At 73.4% G+C, this 14,006-nt stretch carries 10 protein-coding genes and 1 pseudogene; 7 read left to right on the top strand and 4 right to left on the bottom strand.

The genetic code is table 11. The annotated features are described in order from the left end of the window. Positions 1-42 precede the first annotated feature (42 nt). Positions 43-1,746 (top strand): hypothetical protein, encoded by a 1,704-nt coding sequence (locus ACSMXW_RS18075; RefSeq protein ID WP_485797752.1) that lies wholly within the window; start codon positions 43-45, stop codon positions 1,744-1,746. A 65-nt stretch (positions 1,747-1,811) separates the two neighbouring features. On the opposite strand, the gene ACSMXW_RS18070 is transcribed toward ACSMXW_RS18075, so the two are convergent. Beyond that, complete coding sequence (locus ACSMXW_RS18070) at positions 1,812-2,243, bottom strand: hypothetical protein (protein ID WP_485808576.1); 432 nt, start codon at positions 2,241-2,243, stop codon at positions 1,812-1,814. Between the two features lie 141 nt (positions 2,244-2,384). Between ACSMXW_RS18070 and ACSMXW_RS18065 the strand changes: the two genes are divergently transcribed. Then, positions 2,385-3,266, top strand: a complete 882-nt coding sequence (locus ACSMXW_RS18065; RefSeq protein ID WP_485797751.1) for a hypothetical protein — start codon at positions 2,385-2,387, stop codon at positions 3,264-3,266. Positions 3,267-3,365: 99 nt separating this feature from the next. On the opposite strand, the pseudogene ACSMXW_RS18060 reads toward ACSMXW_RS18065, so the two are convergent. Then, a pseudogene (locus ACSMXW_RS18060) lies at positions 3,366-4,208 on the bottom strand (aldehyde dehydrogenase family protein); the annotation flags it as partial. A gap of 41 nt (positions 4,209-4,249) precedes the next feature. On the opposite strand from ACSMXW_RS18060, the gene ACSMXW_RS18055 reads away from it, so the two are divergent. Then, complete coding sequence (locus ACSMXW_RS18055) at positions 4,250-4,825, top strand: TetR/AcrR family transcriptional regulator (RefSeq protein ID WP_485797750.1); 576 nt, start codon at positions 4,250-4,252, stop codon at positions 4,823-4,825. 99 nt (positions 4,826-4,924) lie between these two features. After that, positions 4,925-6,031, top strand: coding sequence for an endonuclease/exonuclease/phosphatase family protein (locus ACSMXW_RS18050; RefSeq protein ID WP_485797749.1), 1,107 nt, complete (start codon positions 4,925-4,927; stop codon positions 6,029-6,031). 418 nt (positions 6,032-6,449) lie between these two features. Here the strand turns inward: ACSMXW_RS18050 and snpA are convergent, their stop codons facing one another. After that, entirely contained in the window at positions 6,450-7,133 is a 684-nt protein-coding gene (gene snpA / locus ACSMXW_RS18045; protein ID WP_485797748.1) for a snapalysin, read from the bottom strand. Between the two features lie 189 nt (positions 7,134-7,322). On the opposite strand from snpA, the gene ACSMXW_RS18040 reads away from it, so the two are divergent. The 3 genes from ACSMXW_RS18040 (at position 7,323) to metG (ending at position 11,966) form a co-directional block, all read left to right on the top strand. After that, positions 7,323-8,306 (top strand): LysR family transcriptional regulator, encoded by a 984-nt coding sequence (locus ACSMXW_RS18040; RefSeq protein WP_485797747.1) that lies wholly within the window; start codon positions 7,323-7,325, stop codon positions 8,304-8,306. 421 nt (positions 8,307-8,727) lie between these two features. Continuing rightward, positions 8,728-10,221 carry a VWA domain-containing protein gene (locus tag ACSMXW_RS18035; protein WP_485797746.1) on the top strand — a complete coding sequence of 498 codons (1,494 nt, stop codon included), beginning with the start codon at positions 8,728-8,730 and terminating at the stop codon, positions 10,219-10,221. Positions 10,222-10,349: 128 nt separating this feature from the next. Continuing rightward, the gene (gene metG / locus ACSMXW_RS18030; protein ID WP_485797745.1) at positions 10,350-11,966 is read left to right on the top strand and encodes a methionine--tRNA ligase; all 1,617 of its coding nucleotides are present in this window, start codon (positions 10,350-10,352) and stop codon (positions 11,964-11,966) included. Positions 11,967-12,152: 186 nt separating this feature from the next. On the opposite strand, the gene aspS is transcribed toward metG, so the two are convergent. Beyond that, positions 12,153-13,913: an aspartate--tRNA ligase gene (gene aspS, locus ACSMXW_RS18025; RefSeq protein ID WP_485797744.1), complete on the bottom strand. Its 1,761-nt coding sequence runs from the start codon at positions 13,911-13,913 to the stop codon at positions 12,153-12,155. Positions 13,914-14,006: the final 93 nt, after the last annotated feature.

Below are 14,006 nucleotides of genomic sequence, written 5' to 3'. Positions count from 1 at the left end.
CAATCGGGGCTTGGGGCGCGTTTCGCGCCTAGCGTGCCGAAGGTGACGCCCGCGATCCCCGACGACGGCTCCCCGCTCCAGCCCGGCGCCCGGTCCCCTTCCGGCACCGGCGAACGGCCCGCCTCCCGCACCAGCGCCCGGCCGGCCTCCGGTGTCGAAGAACGGTCCTCTTCCGGCCCCGGCGAACGGACTCCTTCCGGTACCGGCACCGGCACCGGCACCGGCACCGGCACCGGCACTCGGTCTACCTCCCGGACCGGCGGCCGGTCCGCCTCCCGCACCGGCGGTCCCGTCCCGGGGCGCCGGGCGGATCTGGTGGTCGTCGGTCTCGCTGCGGTCCTCTTCGCCGCCGCGGCCGGTGTGGGTACGTACATCGAGCGCACCGACCACAGCCTCTTCCTGAGCTGGCCGCCGCTCTTCGCCTCCTGGGAGCCGCACGTGGGGCCCGGGACGCCCGCGGCGCTCGCGGTCGCGGCGGCCGTGATCGCGTACGGGCCCGCGCTCGCCGACCGCCTGCGCTGGCGCGCCCTGCTCCCCGCCGCCTGGGCCGCCGCGCTCGCCTGGACCTGGTCACTCGCCCTGATCGACGGCTGGCACCGGGGCGTCGCGCGGCGGCTCACCACCGGCAACGAGTACCTCCGGTCCGTCGGCAGCTTCCGCCACGTCGGCGCGGCGCTGCGGGACTTCACCCACCACATCCTGCTGCACTCACCGCAGCACTGGCCCGCGCACGTCGCCGGGCACCCGCCGGGCGCCACGCTCACGTTCGTCTGGCTCGACCACCTCGGGCTGCGGGGCGGTGCCTGGGCGGCCGTGTGGGTGCTCGTCACCGGTACCTCGGGGGTGGCCGCCGTGCTCGTCGCACTGCGCGCCCTCGCCGGTGAGGCCCTCGCGCGCCGAGCGGCGCCCTTCCTCGTCCTCACGCCCATGGCGGTCTGGGCGGGGGTGTCCGCGGACGCGTACTTCGCCGCGGTCGCCGCGTGGGCCGTGGCGCTGCTCGCGCTGGCCGCCACGCGCACGGTGCGGGTGCCCGCCGCCTGTGCGTTCGGCGGCGGGCTGCTGCTGGGGCTGACCTGCTACCTCTCGTACGGCCTCACCCTCATGGCGGTGCCCGCCGCGGCCGTCCTGCTGCTCGCCCGGACGCTCCGGCCGCTGCCGTACGTGGTCGTGGGCGCGGCGGTGGTGCCGGCCGCGTTCACGGTGGCCGGCTTCGACTGGTGGGAGGCGTACCGGTTGCTCGTCACCCGGTACGACGAGGGGGCGGGGGGTGTGCGGCCGTACTGGTACTGGATCTGGGCGAACCTCGCCTGCACGGTGCTTGTGGTGGGGCCTGTGACGGTGGCGGGGGTGCGGCGGGTGCTCGCGGCTGCGCCGGGGGTGGTGGTGCGGTGGCGGGGGGTGGCCGGGTTCCGGGGTGTGCGCGGGGCGGGGTCTCGCGGGGCGGAGGCGCGCGGGGCGGAGGCGCGCGGGGCCGAGGTCCGCGGGGCGGAGGCGCGCGGCGCGGAGGCGCCGGGGGCGCGGGGGGCTGAGGCTCTGGTGGTGTTGGTGCTGGCCGGGCTGGTGGCGGTCCTGCTGGCGGATCTGTCCGGGATGAGCAAGGCGGAGACGGAGCGGATCTGGCAGCCGTTCGCTCTGTGGTTGCTGCCGGCGGCGGTGCTGGTGCCCGCGGCGGCTGGGCGGTGGTGGCTGGTGACGCAGGCGGGGCTGGCGCTCGTGGTCAACCACTTGCTGCTGACGGGCTGGTGACTCCGTAGCTGACCCCGGTACGCCTTCTGTCGCGTTGCGGGGCGGGTGCTTGCCGTGGACGCGGGTCAGGAGCGGGTGAGGTGGTCGGGGCGGACCTCTGTGACCTGGTAGTAGTAGTGAGTCATCGCGATCGTGCCGGCCGCAGTCAGGATGCTGATGATCACCTCACGGATGTGCGGTGCGTCCGTGAGGCTGTAGATCCAGCCGAAGGTCACCCCGGCGAAGACGCCCCAGGAGAGGGAGCGGAGCCCGCGGGGCAGCCGTGGTGACACCTGGTGGAGGGCGAAGCTGAGCACGGCGACCGCCAGGCCGCTGAAGACGCCGAAGAGGACGTTACCGGTGGTGATGGGACCCGCGTCGCGGTCGATCATGCTGGACCAGAAGCCGTAGACGATGCCCAGCGTCAGGGGCAGCGACCAGGCAGCGGTGCTGCGCGGACGGACGGGGCGGGGCAGAACCGCGGCACGGTTGTCGCGCGCGGTGATCGCATGGGTCATGGCGGACTCCTCTCGGTAATCCTTATCTCCCGCACTACCCCTTTTGTTCGCACTGACGCCCGAGAGCCGCGGGCGGCCGACCGGCACCCGGATGCAGTCCCCCCGCTCGCGCCCCGCGCACCAGGGCTTTTGCCTTGGGGTATGTCCCAGCGACGCACCACCCTGCGGAACATCCTGTCGACGGTGCTGATCACCGTCGCCTGCATCCTGGTGCCCCTGGCGACGGTCTCCGCCTGGGCCGTCCACGACATCGCCGACACCGACACCTATGTGGCGACCATGGAGCCGCTGGCCTACGACACCGCCGTCAAGGACGACGTGGCGGACGCCGTCACCGGCGCGATCATGACCTACCTGAGTCACAACCACCGGGACGGCGGCGACTCCGGCGAGCGGGGGCCGCTGCACGGCAGCGTCAGGATCTTCGTGAACGACGCGGTGCGGTCGTTCACCGGGACGAAGGCGTTCCGGACAGCCTGGAACGCGGCGAACCGGGCCACCCACGACGCGGTGCTGCGGGAGCTGCGGAGCGGGCACAGCGGGAAGGTCGACTTCGATCTGGCGCCGATCAGCGCGCACATCAAGCAGCAGTTGCTGGACGACTCGGTGCCGTTCGCCGAGCACATTCCGGTGGAGCACACCGATGTCACGCTGCTCGGCTCCGAGGACCTGGCGGTGTCGCGGAAGGGGTTCCGGATGCTTCAGGTGATGGCCGTGTGGTTGCCGATCGCGGCGGCGGTGTGTGCGGCGGTGGGTGTGCTGGCCGCGGTGCGCAGGCGGCGGGCGGTGGCGGCGACCGCGCTGGGGACGGCGCTCGGGTCCGGCCTGCTGCTGGGGGCGATCGCGGTGGGGCGGGGGCTCGCGCTGGGGGATCTGCCGCCGGATGTGTCCCGGGCGGCGGCGGGGGCGGTGTACGACGCGTTGACGCACACGTTGTGGGTGGCCGCGTGGAGCATCCTCGCGGCGAGCCTCGCCGTCGCCACGGTCACCTGCCTCACCCGCCGCAAGCGTCCGTCTCCCTGAGCCGGGGCCCCTCCCCCGCCCCCGACGGTGCGCCCGTGCGGCGCGCCGGGCCCCTTCGCCGGCACCGGTACGCCGGCCCGGGGGCAGCAGCAGCGCGGTCGCGGTGGCGAGCAGGGCGGCGGCGAACGCGGTGAGGAACGCGGCGCGGAAGGCGCCCTCCGTGGGGACGAGGCCACCGCGGAAGACGGTCACCCTGCTGGTCAGGATCATCCCGAGTACGGCACCGGACGACGAGGTCCCGAGCGACCTCGTCAGGGTGTTCAGGCCGTTGGCGGACGCCGTCCGGTCGGCCGGTACGGCGGCCATGACCAGCAGGGGCATCGCCGCGTAGGCCAGCCCGGCACCGGACCCGGTGAGGCAGCCGGCGGCCACCAGCTCCCAGGCCGTGTGCATGAGCGGCACGCTCAGCACCCAGCCGAGCGCGACCACCGCGCAGCCGGCCACCGCGGCGGCGCGCTCGGGGTCGCCGCCCCAGACGGAGCCGCCGAGTCCGAAGTGGGTGCCGTTCGCCCGGGCCAGCTCGTCCGCCACGTCGCGGTAGCCGATGATCGGCAGCGCGGGCCCGAACTGCTCCTCGTCGACGATCCGGACGCCGTCGCTGATGTCGGTGAGGATCGTGGGCTGGTAGAAGAAGCCGCTCCCCTCGATCTCGCGGCCCCCGGCGGCGACCCTCGCCCCCTGCCGCACCGCGTCGCCGACCAGCTCCGCGACGCGCTCGCGCTGGGGGCGGTTGTTGAGCGGGCCGTACTGCGTCGCGGGGTCGGCGCCGTCGCCGACGCGAGCACCGCGGGCCAGCTCCGCGAACGCCTCGACGACCGCCGCGCGCAGCGTCTCGGGGACGTAGACGCGCTTGGGGGCCACGCAGACCTGGCCGGTGTTGTGGAAGGCGCGGGGGAAGGTGCCCACGGCGACCGTGGCGGGGTCGGCTGCCGGAGCGCGCATCCGACCTCATCAAGAACTAGTTCGTTCGGTATGCTGGTCGCGTGGTCAACGACTCCGGCGCCACCAAGGCGCGCATCCTCGAAGCGGCGTACCGCGAGTTCGCCGCCCACGGCCTGGCGGGCGCCCGCATCGACCGGATCGCCGAGCAGGCGAAGGCCAACAAACGCGCGATCTACGAGTACTTCGGCAAGAAGGAACACCTCTTCGACCACGTCGTCACCACACGTCTGGAGCTCAGCCTGGAGACGGTGCCGGTCTCCCTGGAGGACCTTCCGCGGCACGCGGGTGCCGTCTTCGACTACTACGCCTCCGACCCCGACCGCGTGCGCCTGACCCTGTGGCGCCAGCTGGAACGCCCCGCGCCCACCCAGCCGGAGCTCGACTTCTACCGGCAGCGCCTCGGCGCGCTGGCCGAGGCCCAGCCCGACCGGTCGCTCGCCGCCGCCGACCTCTACGCCCTGGTCTGGGCCGTCCACCACGTCCACGTGCTCACCCCGCTGGGCCTCCAGATCGCCGACAGCGGTGCGCCGTGGACGGCCGAGCGGTGGCGGCAACTGCGGGAAGCCGTCGTCGCCTCCGTCCGCCGCATCGTCGAGGAGCACACCTCACAGCGCTGACGGCTCCCTCCGGCCGGGGGCCTCGTGCGGCTCCGCCGCGCGGGCGCGCGGACCACGAGCCACCCGGGGGCTCACGGGGTGCGAGAAGATGCGTCCAGGATGAGCAGGCGTGGGAGTGTCGACGGGCCGCCGGCCGAGTGGCCGGGCGGGGAGGGGGCCGCGCCCGGCGACGGCCGCACGGCGCGGCGCCGGGGCCACCCCGGGGCCGCCTGGCTCGCCGCGCTCCTCCTCGCCGCCGTCACCACGGTCGTCATCTGCCGGGCCACCGACACGGACGCCGTCACGCCCGTCCCCCAGCTCCTCGCGTTCTGGCCCTGGCTGATCGCCCCCACCGCCCTCGCCCTCCTCCTCTCCGCCTTGGCCCGCTCCCGCACCGGCCTCGTCTGGTCCCTGGCGGCCCTCGCCGCCCTCGCCTGGTACACGGAGCCCTACGGCAAGGTCTCCGACCCGCACGGCCTGCCCGTCGCCGAGCTCCGCGTGCTGACCTCGAACGTCGAGCACGGCCGCGCCACCGGTGCCCTCACCCGCGCCGTCCGCCGCGAACGCCCCGACCTGGTGTTCGTCGAGGAGTGCGACGGCCACTGCTTCCAGGTGCTGGACCGAGCCTTCGGCGCGCCGGAGTCCGCCGGGCGGGACCATCCGCAGGCCGGTCCCCGTGGCACGTACCCGTACCGCCGGGAGGCCAGGGCGCCGGGCTCGCACGGCTCCGTGATCCTCAGCCGCTACCCGCTCACCCCGGCACCCCCGGTCCGGGGCACCATGGCGATGCCGGGCGCCACGGCCACCGTGCGCGGCCACCCGGTACGGCTCCAGTTGGCGCACCCGATGCCGCCGTTGCCGCGCGGCCTCGACCGCTGGCGCACGGAGCTGGGGGCACTGCGCGGCTTCGCCGCGGCGGCCGCGGCCGAGCACCGCTCCACGATCCTCGCCGGCGACTTCAACGCCACCCAGGACCACGCGGCGTTCCGCCGCATCCTGGACACCGGCCTGCGCGACGGCGCCCGGCTCGCCGGCGCGGCCCGGGCCCCGAGCTGGCCGTCCCGCACCACGCCCACACTCGGCGCGCAGATCGACCACGTCCTCGTCAGCGCCGACTTCTCCGCCCGCGGCGCCCGCTTCCTGAAACTACCGGGCACCGACCACCGCGCGCTCCTCACGGATCTCACCCTGCACACCACGCCACACCCAGCCGCCGGAACGGAGTGAGGCACACCCCGGATCCGGACATGGAACCGGCCTCCCCGGGCCGTTCGTGACGGTACGGACCGCACGGTGGGAGAGCGGCCCGTACCGGTGGGGGGTGACGGCCGGGGGAGGCCGGAGCTGGCGGAACGGGTGCGCGGGGCCCGGAAGCGTTCCGGACGCCGAGGAAGGGGCGCGAGGAACCGGGGCACCTCCCGCGCCCTTCAGGCAGTGGGGAGCGATCAGCCCCCACCGGCCCGCACCCGGGACACGGACCGCAAGGGCCGGCCGCCCCAAAGGGGCGCGGGGAACTGCGCAGAAACCCCACCGGCCCGCACCCGGAACACGAACCGCAAGGGACCGACCGGACCGGCCCCGCCCGGCCGACAGGCCGCCCGCGCGCGAGCGCCGGACGGAGCCGAGCCGGGCCGGCCGGAACACGTCAGTGAACCTTGTTCAGCTTCTGCAGCGCCTTCTCGAACCCGTTGGCCCACAACTGGTTCACCCGCGCCCGCTCGTTCGAGTCCGGGTACCGGTTCGTGCAGGACGGGCCGGGTCCACCGCCGGACATCAGCTCGCTGCACGGGCCGGAGTAGTGGTCCGGCAGCCCCAGCACGTGACCGGTCTCGTGCGCCACGATGCGGATCTGGTCGTACTGCTGGCTCTGGGCGTAGTCGATGAAGATGTAGCCCCGGCCGTGGCCGTCCGTGGACGCGTACGACCCGCGCGGGTCGTTGCCCTCGCGGTAGGAGAAGTCCGAGCCGCTGCCGCCCGCGGCGAGCCGCACGTTGGTGACCGAGCTGTTCCAGATCTGCGCGGCGCTGGATATCTGCGACCGGTAGGTGGGCGCCCCCGAGGGGTTGTACGTGATCGTGACGGCCTGCAGGCTCGGGTTCGCGGCCCGCTTCTCCGCCACGGACTTGAGCACGGCGTCGAAGAACGCCCTGGTGTTGGCGGCGTCCTCGGCCGAGCCCGCGTACCGCGCGTACGAGGCGGTGGTGGCGGCGGGGGCGGCGGGGGCGGCCGGCTGCGCGAGCGCCGGGCCCGCGGTCGTCAGGGCCGCGGAGGCGAGGCCGAGGCCGAGCACCAGGGCGAGAAGTCTCTTGGAGGGCTTCCTGCTGGACATGTGGGGGCTCCTAGTCGTTCATGTGTGGGGTCGAGAACGAACTGTCGGTAGCAGGAGTGTCACGGAGCACTCCGGCCCAGCGGATGATGGCACTTGGGGATAGTCCGGAGCTATCAGCCCCGGACTAGTGGCGTTCTGGCCCGGTTTGACCATCTGGCGCGGCGCTGGGGGCGGGCCTAATCTCGGGCCATGGAGCTGGAGGTCAGGCACCTGCGTGTGCTGTGTGCCATCGCCGACACGGGCAGCCTGCACAAGGCCGCGCGTGAACTCGGCATGGCCCAGCCCTCGTTGAGCACCCAGCTCCGCCGTATCGAGCAGGCCCTCGGCGGGCAGCTCTTCGCCCGGGAGCGCACCGGCTGCCGGCCCACCCCGCTCGGCCGGGCGGTGCTCAGCCGGGCCCGGCCGCTGGTCGCCGAGCTGTCGGCGCTGGTCCGCGAGGCCCGTTCGGCCGCGGCACGCGCCGCCGGCGGCCCCCACCTGCGGATCGGCGCCACCGCGAGCCGCGCCATACCGGGCTGGCTGCGCAGATTACGCGCGGGGCCGGCGCGCGGTGAACCCACCCTCCAGATGGACGTCTCCGCGAACGCCCTGCTGCGCATGGTGGCCGCCGGCCGGCTCGACGTGGCGTTCGTCCACGAGGTGGAGGGCAGCCCGCTGCGGATCCCCCAAGAGCTGTGCGTGCGGGTGCTGGTGGAGCGTGAGCCGCAGTTCGTGATGGTCGCCGCGGACCATCCGGCGGCGGCCCGCCCGGTGGTGCGGCTGTCCGACCTCGCCGGGGACCGGTGGATGGTGGACGCCACGGTCGACGGCGAGTGGGACGCGATGTGCCGGGTGTTCCGGGACGCCGGGCTCGACCCGTGCATGCTGCACGGGGACTACCTCACCGCCTGCTCCCTGGTCGCCACCGGCGATGTGGTGACGGTCAGCCAGCCCACCTCACGGCCCCGGCCCGACCTGGTGATACGGCCCCTGGAGGGCGATCCGGTCGGCGTACGGCTGCTGCTCGCCGCCCGCTCGGAGGCGGAGGCCGACGCGGTCTTCGCGGAGTTGGAGGAGGCGTACTGGGAGGTGGCGTGGGAAGCGCCCGCCTACCGTGCGTGGTTGCGGCGGTCTCCTCCCGCACTGCGGGAGGAGGACATGCGCTTGCTGCGGGCCGACCTCACGAACCTGTAGGGAATGCCGGGAGTGTGGGGACGTGCGGGTGTCCCGCGTCCCCGGCGGTCCGCCACCCTTCCCAAGATCGAGTGCCGTGGGGGCTAACCTTACGTGTCCGTCCTGGCCATGGATTACCAGGGATCTTGGGAAGCACGTCACGCGGAGGGTTGTGCACATGGGCATTCTGAGTCGGCTGCGGGATGCGTGGGGAGGGCGGTCTCGGAAGCGGGCGCAGTCGGGTGCCCCGGTGGACGACGCGGGCTCGGCTCCTGCGGCCGCTGCGGCTTCTCCGGAGCCCGAGGCCACTGCGGCGCCTGCGGCCACTCCGGGGCCTGCGCCCTCCCCGGCGCCTGAGGCTGAGTCCGTGGCCGCTCCTTCCGCTCCTTCCCCCGCCTCCGCGTCCTCGCCTGCGGCGGGCTCGCCTTCGGCGGGTGGGTCCATGGCGGACGATCTTGTGGCTGCGGCGTTCGACCGGGTGGAGGTGGGATCGGACGCGCCGAAGCGGGCGGCAGCCGCCGGGGCCGGGGACGAGACGGTGGACGGCGACCCCGAGTCGCCCGAGCCATCGGCCGCCGCCACGGCCGACCCTGGGTCGGTGGACGTCGACCCCGACGCACCGGAACCCGTGGAGTCGGAGCCGGCGGCCGACGCGGCGCCCGAGCCCGAGACCGCCGGCGAACCGGCGACCGAGCCCGCAGCCGCCGGCGAGTCCGAGCCGGAGACCGCGCACGCCGCCGAGAGCGCGCCGGAGTCCCAGGCCGAGGACGAGGCCGAGCCCGAGCAGACGGTCGACGTCCCCGCGGAGCCCGCCACCGAACCCGTGGCCGCCACCGAACCCGCGCCCGAACCGGAAACCGAGCCCGCCGCCGGACCCGCGCCCGAACTGGAGCACGAGCACGAGCCCGAGCACGCCGCCGAGACCGTGTCCGCGGCCGCCGGCGAGCCGGAGCCCGAGCCCCAGCCCACCGCCGAACCGGAGCCCGGCCCGACCGCCGAGCCCGAGCCCGAGCCGGCCGCCGAGCCCGAGCCGAAGCCCCAGCCCACCGCCGAGCCGGCCGTGGGGACCGCCGAGGACCCCGTCTCCGCCGAACCGGCCGAAGCCACCGAGCCCACCGCCCCCACCGAACCGGCCGAAGCCACCGACCCGGCCCAAGCCGCCGACCCGGCCGAAGCCACCGACCCGGCTCAAGCCAGCGAACCGGCCGAAGAACCGGAACTCGCCGAAACGCCCGAACCCACCGCCGTCCCCACCCCCACCCCCGCGGCAGCTGCCGCCGCCCCCGCCCCCGGTGACGGGCGTGCCGCCGATGTCCCTGCGGGGCTGGCCGCGGCCTACCGGGCCGCGGGAGACGCGCTCGGACGGGCCGGGATCGCCGGGGCGCGGGCGCGGGTGTACCTCGTGCTCGACCGGTCCGGCTCCATGCGCCCGTACTACAAGGACGGCTCCGCACAGAGCCTCGGGGAGCAGGTGCTCGCGCTCGCCGCGCACACCGATCCGCAGGCGACCGCGCACGTCGTGTTCTTCTCGACGGACATCGACGGGACGGGCGAGCTGACCCTCGACGCCTACGACGGCAGGATCGACGAGCTGCACGAGGCGTGCGGCCGGATGGGCCGCACCAGCTACCACCGGGCCGTCGAGGAGGTCGTGGCCGACTACGAGAAGTCGGGCAGCACGGACCCCGCGCTGGTGGTGTTCCAGACCGACGGGCCCCCGGACACCAAGGGCCCGGCCACCCAGGCGCTGGCGGAGGCGGCGCGACTGCCGCTGTTCTTCCAGTTCGTGGCGTTCGGCGAGCACGACGCCAAGGGCTTCGACTACCTGCGGAAGCTGAAGGCGGACAACGCCGCGTTCTTCCACGCGGGGCCCACGCCCCGCGAGCTCACCGACGCCGAGCTGTACGACGGCCTGCTCGCCGCCTGGCGCCCCTAGGCACCGGCCGGCTCACGCACGCGACTCCGGCCTCCGGCCGGCCCGTGACCGGGCCGGCCGGAGGCACAACTGGTCACCGTACGTAATCGGTGTGAGTCGATCTTTCCCGGACCAGTAGGATTTCGAGCATGGCGGCCACTGGATCCGAGAAGCAGGGTGGCAAGGCGTACTACGTCTCCACCCCCATCTATTACGTCAACGACGCTCCTCACCTGGGCCACGCCTATACGACCGTCGCAGGCGACGTGCTCACGCGCTGGCACCGTCAGCGCGGCGAGAAGGTGTGGTACCTCACCGGCACGGACGAGCACGGTCAGAAGATCATGCGCACCGCCCAGGCGAACGGCGTCAGCCCCCAGGAGTGGTGCGACAAGCTCGTCGAGGAGGCCTGGAAGCCCCTCTGGGAGCACCTGGAGATCGCGAACGACGACTTCATCCGCACCACGGAGAAGCGGCACACCGACCGTGTGCAGGAGTTCGTGCAGGCGCTGTACGACAAGGGCGAGGTCTACAAGGGCGGGTACGAGGGCCCGTACTGCGTGGGCTGCGAGGAGTACAAGCTCCCCGGCGAGCTGCTGGACGGCGAGGGCGCCTTCGCCGGGCAGAAGCTGTGTCCCGTGCACAAGACGCCGGTGGAGATCCTCAAGGAGGAGAACTACTTCTTCCGGCTGAGCGAGTACGGCCCGAAGCTGCTGGAGCTGTACGAGTCCCGTCCGGACTTCGTCCAGCCCGAGTCCGCGCGCAACGAGGTCGTGAACTTCGTCAAGCAGGGCCTGCAGGACCTGTCGATCTCGCGCTCCACCTTCGACTGGGGCATCAAGGTGCCCTGGGACGACAAGCACGTCATCTACGTCTGGATCGACGCGCTGCTGAACTACGCCACGGCCGTCGGGTACGGCGCCGACCAGGAGCGGTTCGACTCGATCTTCCCCGCCGACATCCACCTGGTCGGCAAGGACATCCTGCGGTTCCACGCGATCATCTGGCCGGCGATGCTGATGGCGAACGGCCTGCCGGTGCCGGGCCGGGTCTTCGCGAACGGCTGGCTGCTCGTGAGCGGCGAGAAGATGTCGAAGTCCAACCTCACCGGCATCAAGCCGCAGGACCTGACGTCGCACTTCGGCGTGGACGCGTACCGCTGGTACTTCCTGCGCGCCATCGCCTATGGCCAGGACGGCTCGTTCTCCTGGGAGGACTTCTCCGCCCGGTACACCAGCGAGCTGGCCAACGACTACGGCAACCTGGCGTCGCGGGTGGCGGCGATGGTCGCCCGCTACTTCGACGGGGCGCTGCCGGAGGCGACGGCGGTCGGCGCGGCGGAGACGGCGGTGCACGAGGGCCTGACGAAGGCGGTCGCGGAGGCGGACCGGCGGATCGGCGAGGAGCTGGACTTCTCGGGCGGCATCGCCGCGGTCTTCGAGTTCATCCGGCTGGTCAACGGCTACCTGACCGAGCAGGAACCCTGGAAGGTCGCGAAGGACGAGAGCGCGGAGGGGCAGGCTCGGCTGGCCACCATCCTGTACACCGCGGCGGAGGCGCTGCGGGCCGTGGCCGTGCTGCTGAATCCGGTGATGCCGGAGACGTCCCAGAGGCTCTGGGACTCCCTGGGGGCTCAGGCGGCCCTGGGCGCCCTGGCCGACCAGCGCGTCGCGGACGCGGGCGTGTGGGGGCGGCTGCCCGCGGGTGCGACGGTCACCAAGGGTGCGGCTCTCTTCCCCCGCCTGGAGGAGCGTCCCGGGGCCTGACGGCCCCGGTCACCCGTTTCTTCCGGCCCGGCCCGTGCTGGGGCCACCTGCCCGGTGGCCCCGGCGGGCCGGGCCGCCCCTTTTCGCCGGGGGGGCGACCCGCGCGTCTCGTCGTGGCTGGGCGCCCAGCCCCCACCGGCAGGAGGCCGAGAACGAGACCTCAGGGGGCTGGACGCGCCGCGGGCGCTACTGCGTGGGCCGGCGCAACGAGATGTGCAGCTCCCGGAGCCGGGCCTCGGTGAGTTCCGAGGGTGCGCCCATCATCAGGTCCTGGGCCTGCCCGTTCAGCGGGAACGCGATCGTCTCGCGGATGTTCGGCTCGTCGGCGAGGAGCATCACGATGCGGTCCACGCCGGGCGCGATGCCGCCGTGCGGCGGCGCGCCGAAGCGGAGGGCACGGAGCATGCCCGCGAACTCGCGCTCCACGGCCTCGCGCTCGTAGCCCGCGATCTGGAACGCGGTGAGCATGATCTCCGGCTCGTGGTTCCTGATCGCGCCGGACGACAGCTCCACGCCGTTGCAGACGATGTCGTACTGCCAGGCCAGCACATCCAGCGGGTCCTTGGTGCGGAGCGCCTCCAGGCCGCCCTGGGGCATCGAGAACGGGTTGTGCGAGAAGTCGATCTGGCCGGTGTCCTCGTTCCGCTCGTACATCGGGAAGTCCACGACCCAGCAGAAGCGGAAGACGTCCTCGGTGAAGTGGCCGGCGCGCCGCGCGGCCTCGACCCGTACCGCGCCCATGATCCGGGAGACCTCGTCGTACTCCCCCGCGCCGAAGAACACGGCGTGCCCGGGGGCGAGTGAGAGCCGCTTGGTCAGCTCGGCGATGTCCGCCTCGGTGAGGAACTTCGCGATCGGCCCGGACAGCGCACCGTCCGCGCCCACCCGGACCCACGCCAGGCCCTTGGCGCCCTGCTCGACGGCGTACTCGCCGAGCTGGTCGAAGAACCTGCGCGGCTGCTCGTCCACGCCCGGCACCGGCAGCGCCCTGACATGCTTGCCCGCGAAGGCCTTGAAGCCGGAGGACGCGAAGACGTCCGAGACGTCCACGAGCTCCAGCTCGGCCCGCAGGTCCGGCTTGTCGGAGCCGTACTTCTCCATCGCCTCCCGGTAGGGGATGCGCGGGAACGGCGAGGTGACGTGCCGGCCGCCGCCGAACTCCTCGAACAGCTCCGTCATCAGCTTCTCGACCGGCTGGAAGACGTCCTCCTGCTCGACGAACGACATCTCCAGGTCGAGCTGGTAGAACTCGCCGGGCGAGCGGTCCGCGCGGGCGTCCTCGTCGCGGAAGCAGGGCGCGATCTGGAAGTAGCGGTCGAAGCCGGCGATCATCAGCAGCTGCTTGAACTGCTGCGGCGCCTGCGGGAGCGCGTAGAACCTGCCCGGGTGGAGCCGGGAGGGCACGACGAAGTCGCGCGCGCCCTCGGGGGAGGTGGCGGTGAGGATCGGGGTCGCCAGCTCGTTGAAGCCGAGCGCGGTCATCTTCTGGCGGATCGCGGCGATGACGGCCGTGCGCAGCATGATGTTCCGGTGCATCCGGGCGCGGCGCAGGTCGAGGAAGCGGTACTCGAGGCGGCGCTCCTCGTTCACGCCGTCCTCGGTGTTGACGGTGAACGGCAGCGCGGCGGCCTCGCCGAGCACCTCGACCTCAAACGCCTCGATCTCGATCTCGCCGGTGGGCAGGTCGGGGTTGACGTTCTCGGCGCCGCGGGAGACGACGGTGCCGTCCACGCGGACCACGGTCTCCTTGGAGAGCTTGTCCAGCGCCTCGGCGGCGGCGGTGCCGGGGCGGGCGACGAGCTGGGTGACGCCGTAGTGGTCGCGGAGGTCGATGAAGAGGATGCCGCCGAGATCCCGGCGATTGTGCAGCCAGCCGCTCAGCCGGACGTCCGTGCCGACGTCGGAGGACCTGAGTTCGCCGCACGTATGGGACCTGTATCGGTGCATCGTCTCTTCCAGTCGTCGAATTGCGGGTGCGCTGCGGGTGGCTTTCCGGGGCCGGTGGCCCTGAAGGCCCGCGCCCCGGGGCGGGGCGCGGTG

It is taken from the genome of Streptomyces sp. DSM 116793 (assembly GCF_057320905.1).
The sequence above is the reverse complement of the archived record's forward strand: the minus strand, read 5'-3'. Positions and strand labels throughout refer to the sequence as shown.

Bases quoted from the DNA above. Each gene is read 5' to 3' on its own strand.
- ACSMXW_RS18070 (WP_485808576.1), bottom strand. From the start codon at position 2,243: ATGACCCATGCGATCACCGCGCGCGACAACCGTGCCGCGGTTCTGCCC.
- ACSMXW_RS18065 (WP_485797751.1), top strand. From the start codon at position 2,385: ATGTCCCAGCGACGCACCACCCTGCGGAACATCCTGTCGACGGTGCTG.
- ACSMXW_RS18050 (WP_485797749.1), top strand. From the start codon at position 4,925: ATGAGCAGGCGTGGGAGTGTCGACGGGCCGCCGGCCGAGTGGCCGGGC.
- snpA (WP_485797748.1), bottom strand. From the start codon at position 7,133: ATGTCCAGCAGGAAGCCCTCCAAGAGACTTCTCGCCCTGGTGCTCGGC.
- ACSMXW_RS18040 (WP_485797747.1), top strand. From the start codon at position 7,323: ATGGAGCTGGAGGTCAGGCACCTGCGTGTGCTGTGTGCCATCGCCGAC.
- ACSMXW_RS18035 (WP_485797746.1), top strand. From the start codon at position 8,728: ATGGCGGACGATCTTGTGGCTGCGGCGTTCGACCGGGTGGAGGTGGGA.
- metG (WP_485797745.1), top strand. From the start codon at position 10,350: ATGGCGGCCACTGGATCCGAGAAGCAGGGTGGCAAGGCGTACTACGTC.
- aspS (WP_485797744.1), bottom strand. From the start codon at position 13,913: ATGCACCGATACAGGTCCCATACGTGCGGCGAACTCAGGTCCTCCGAC.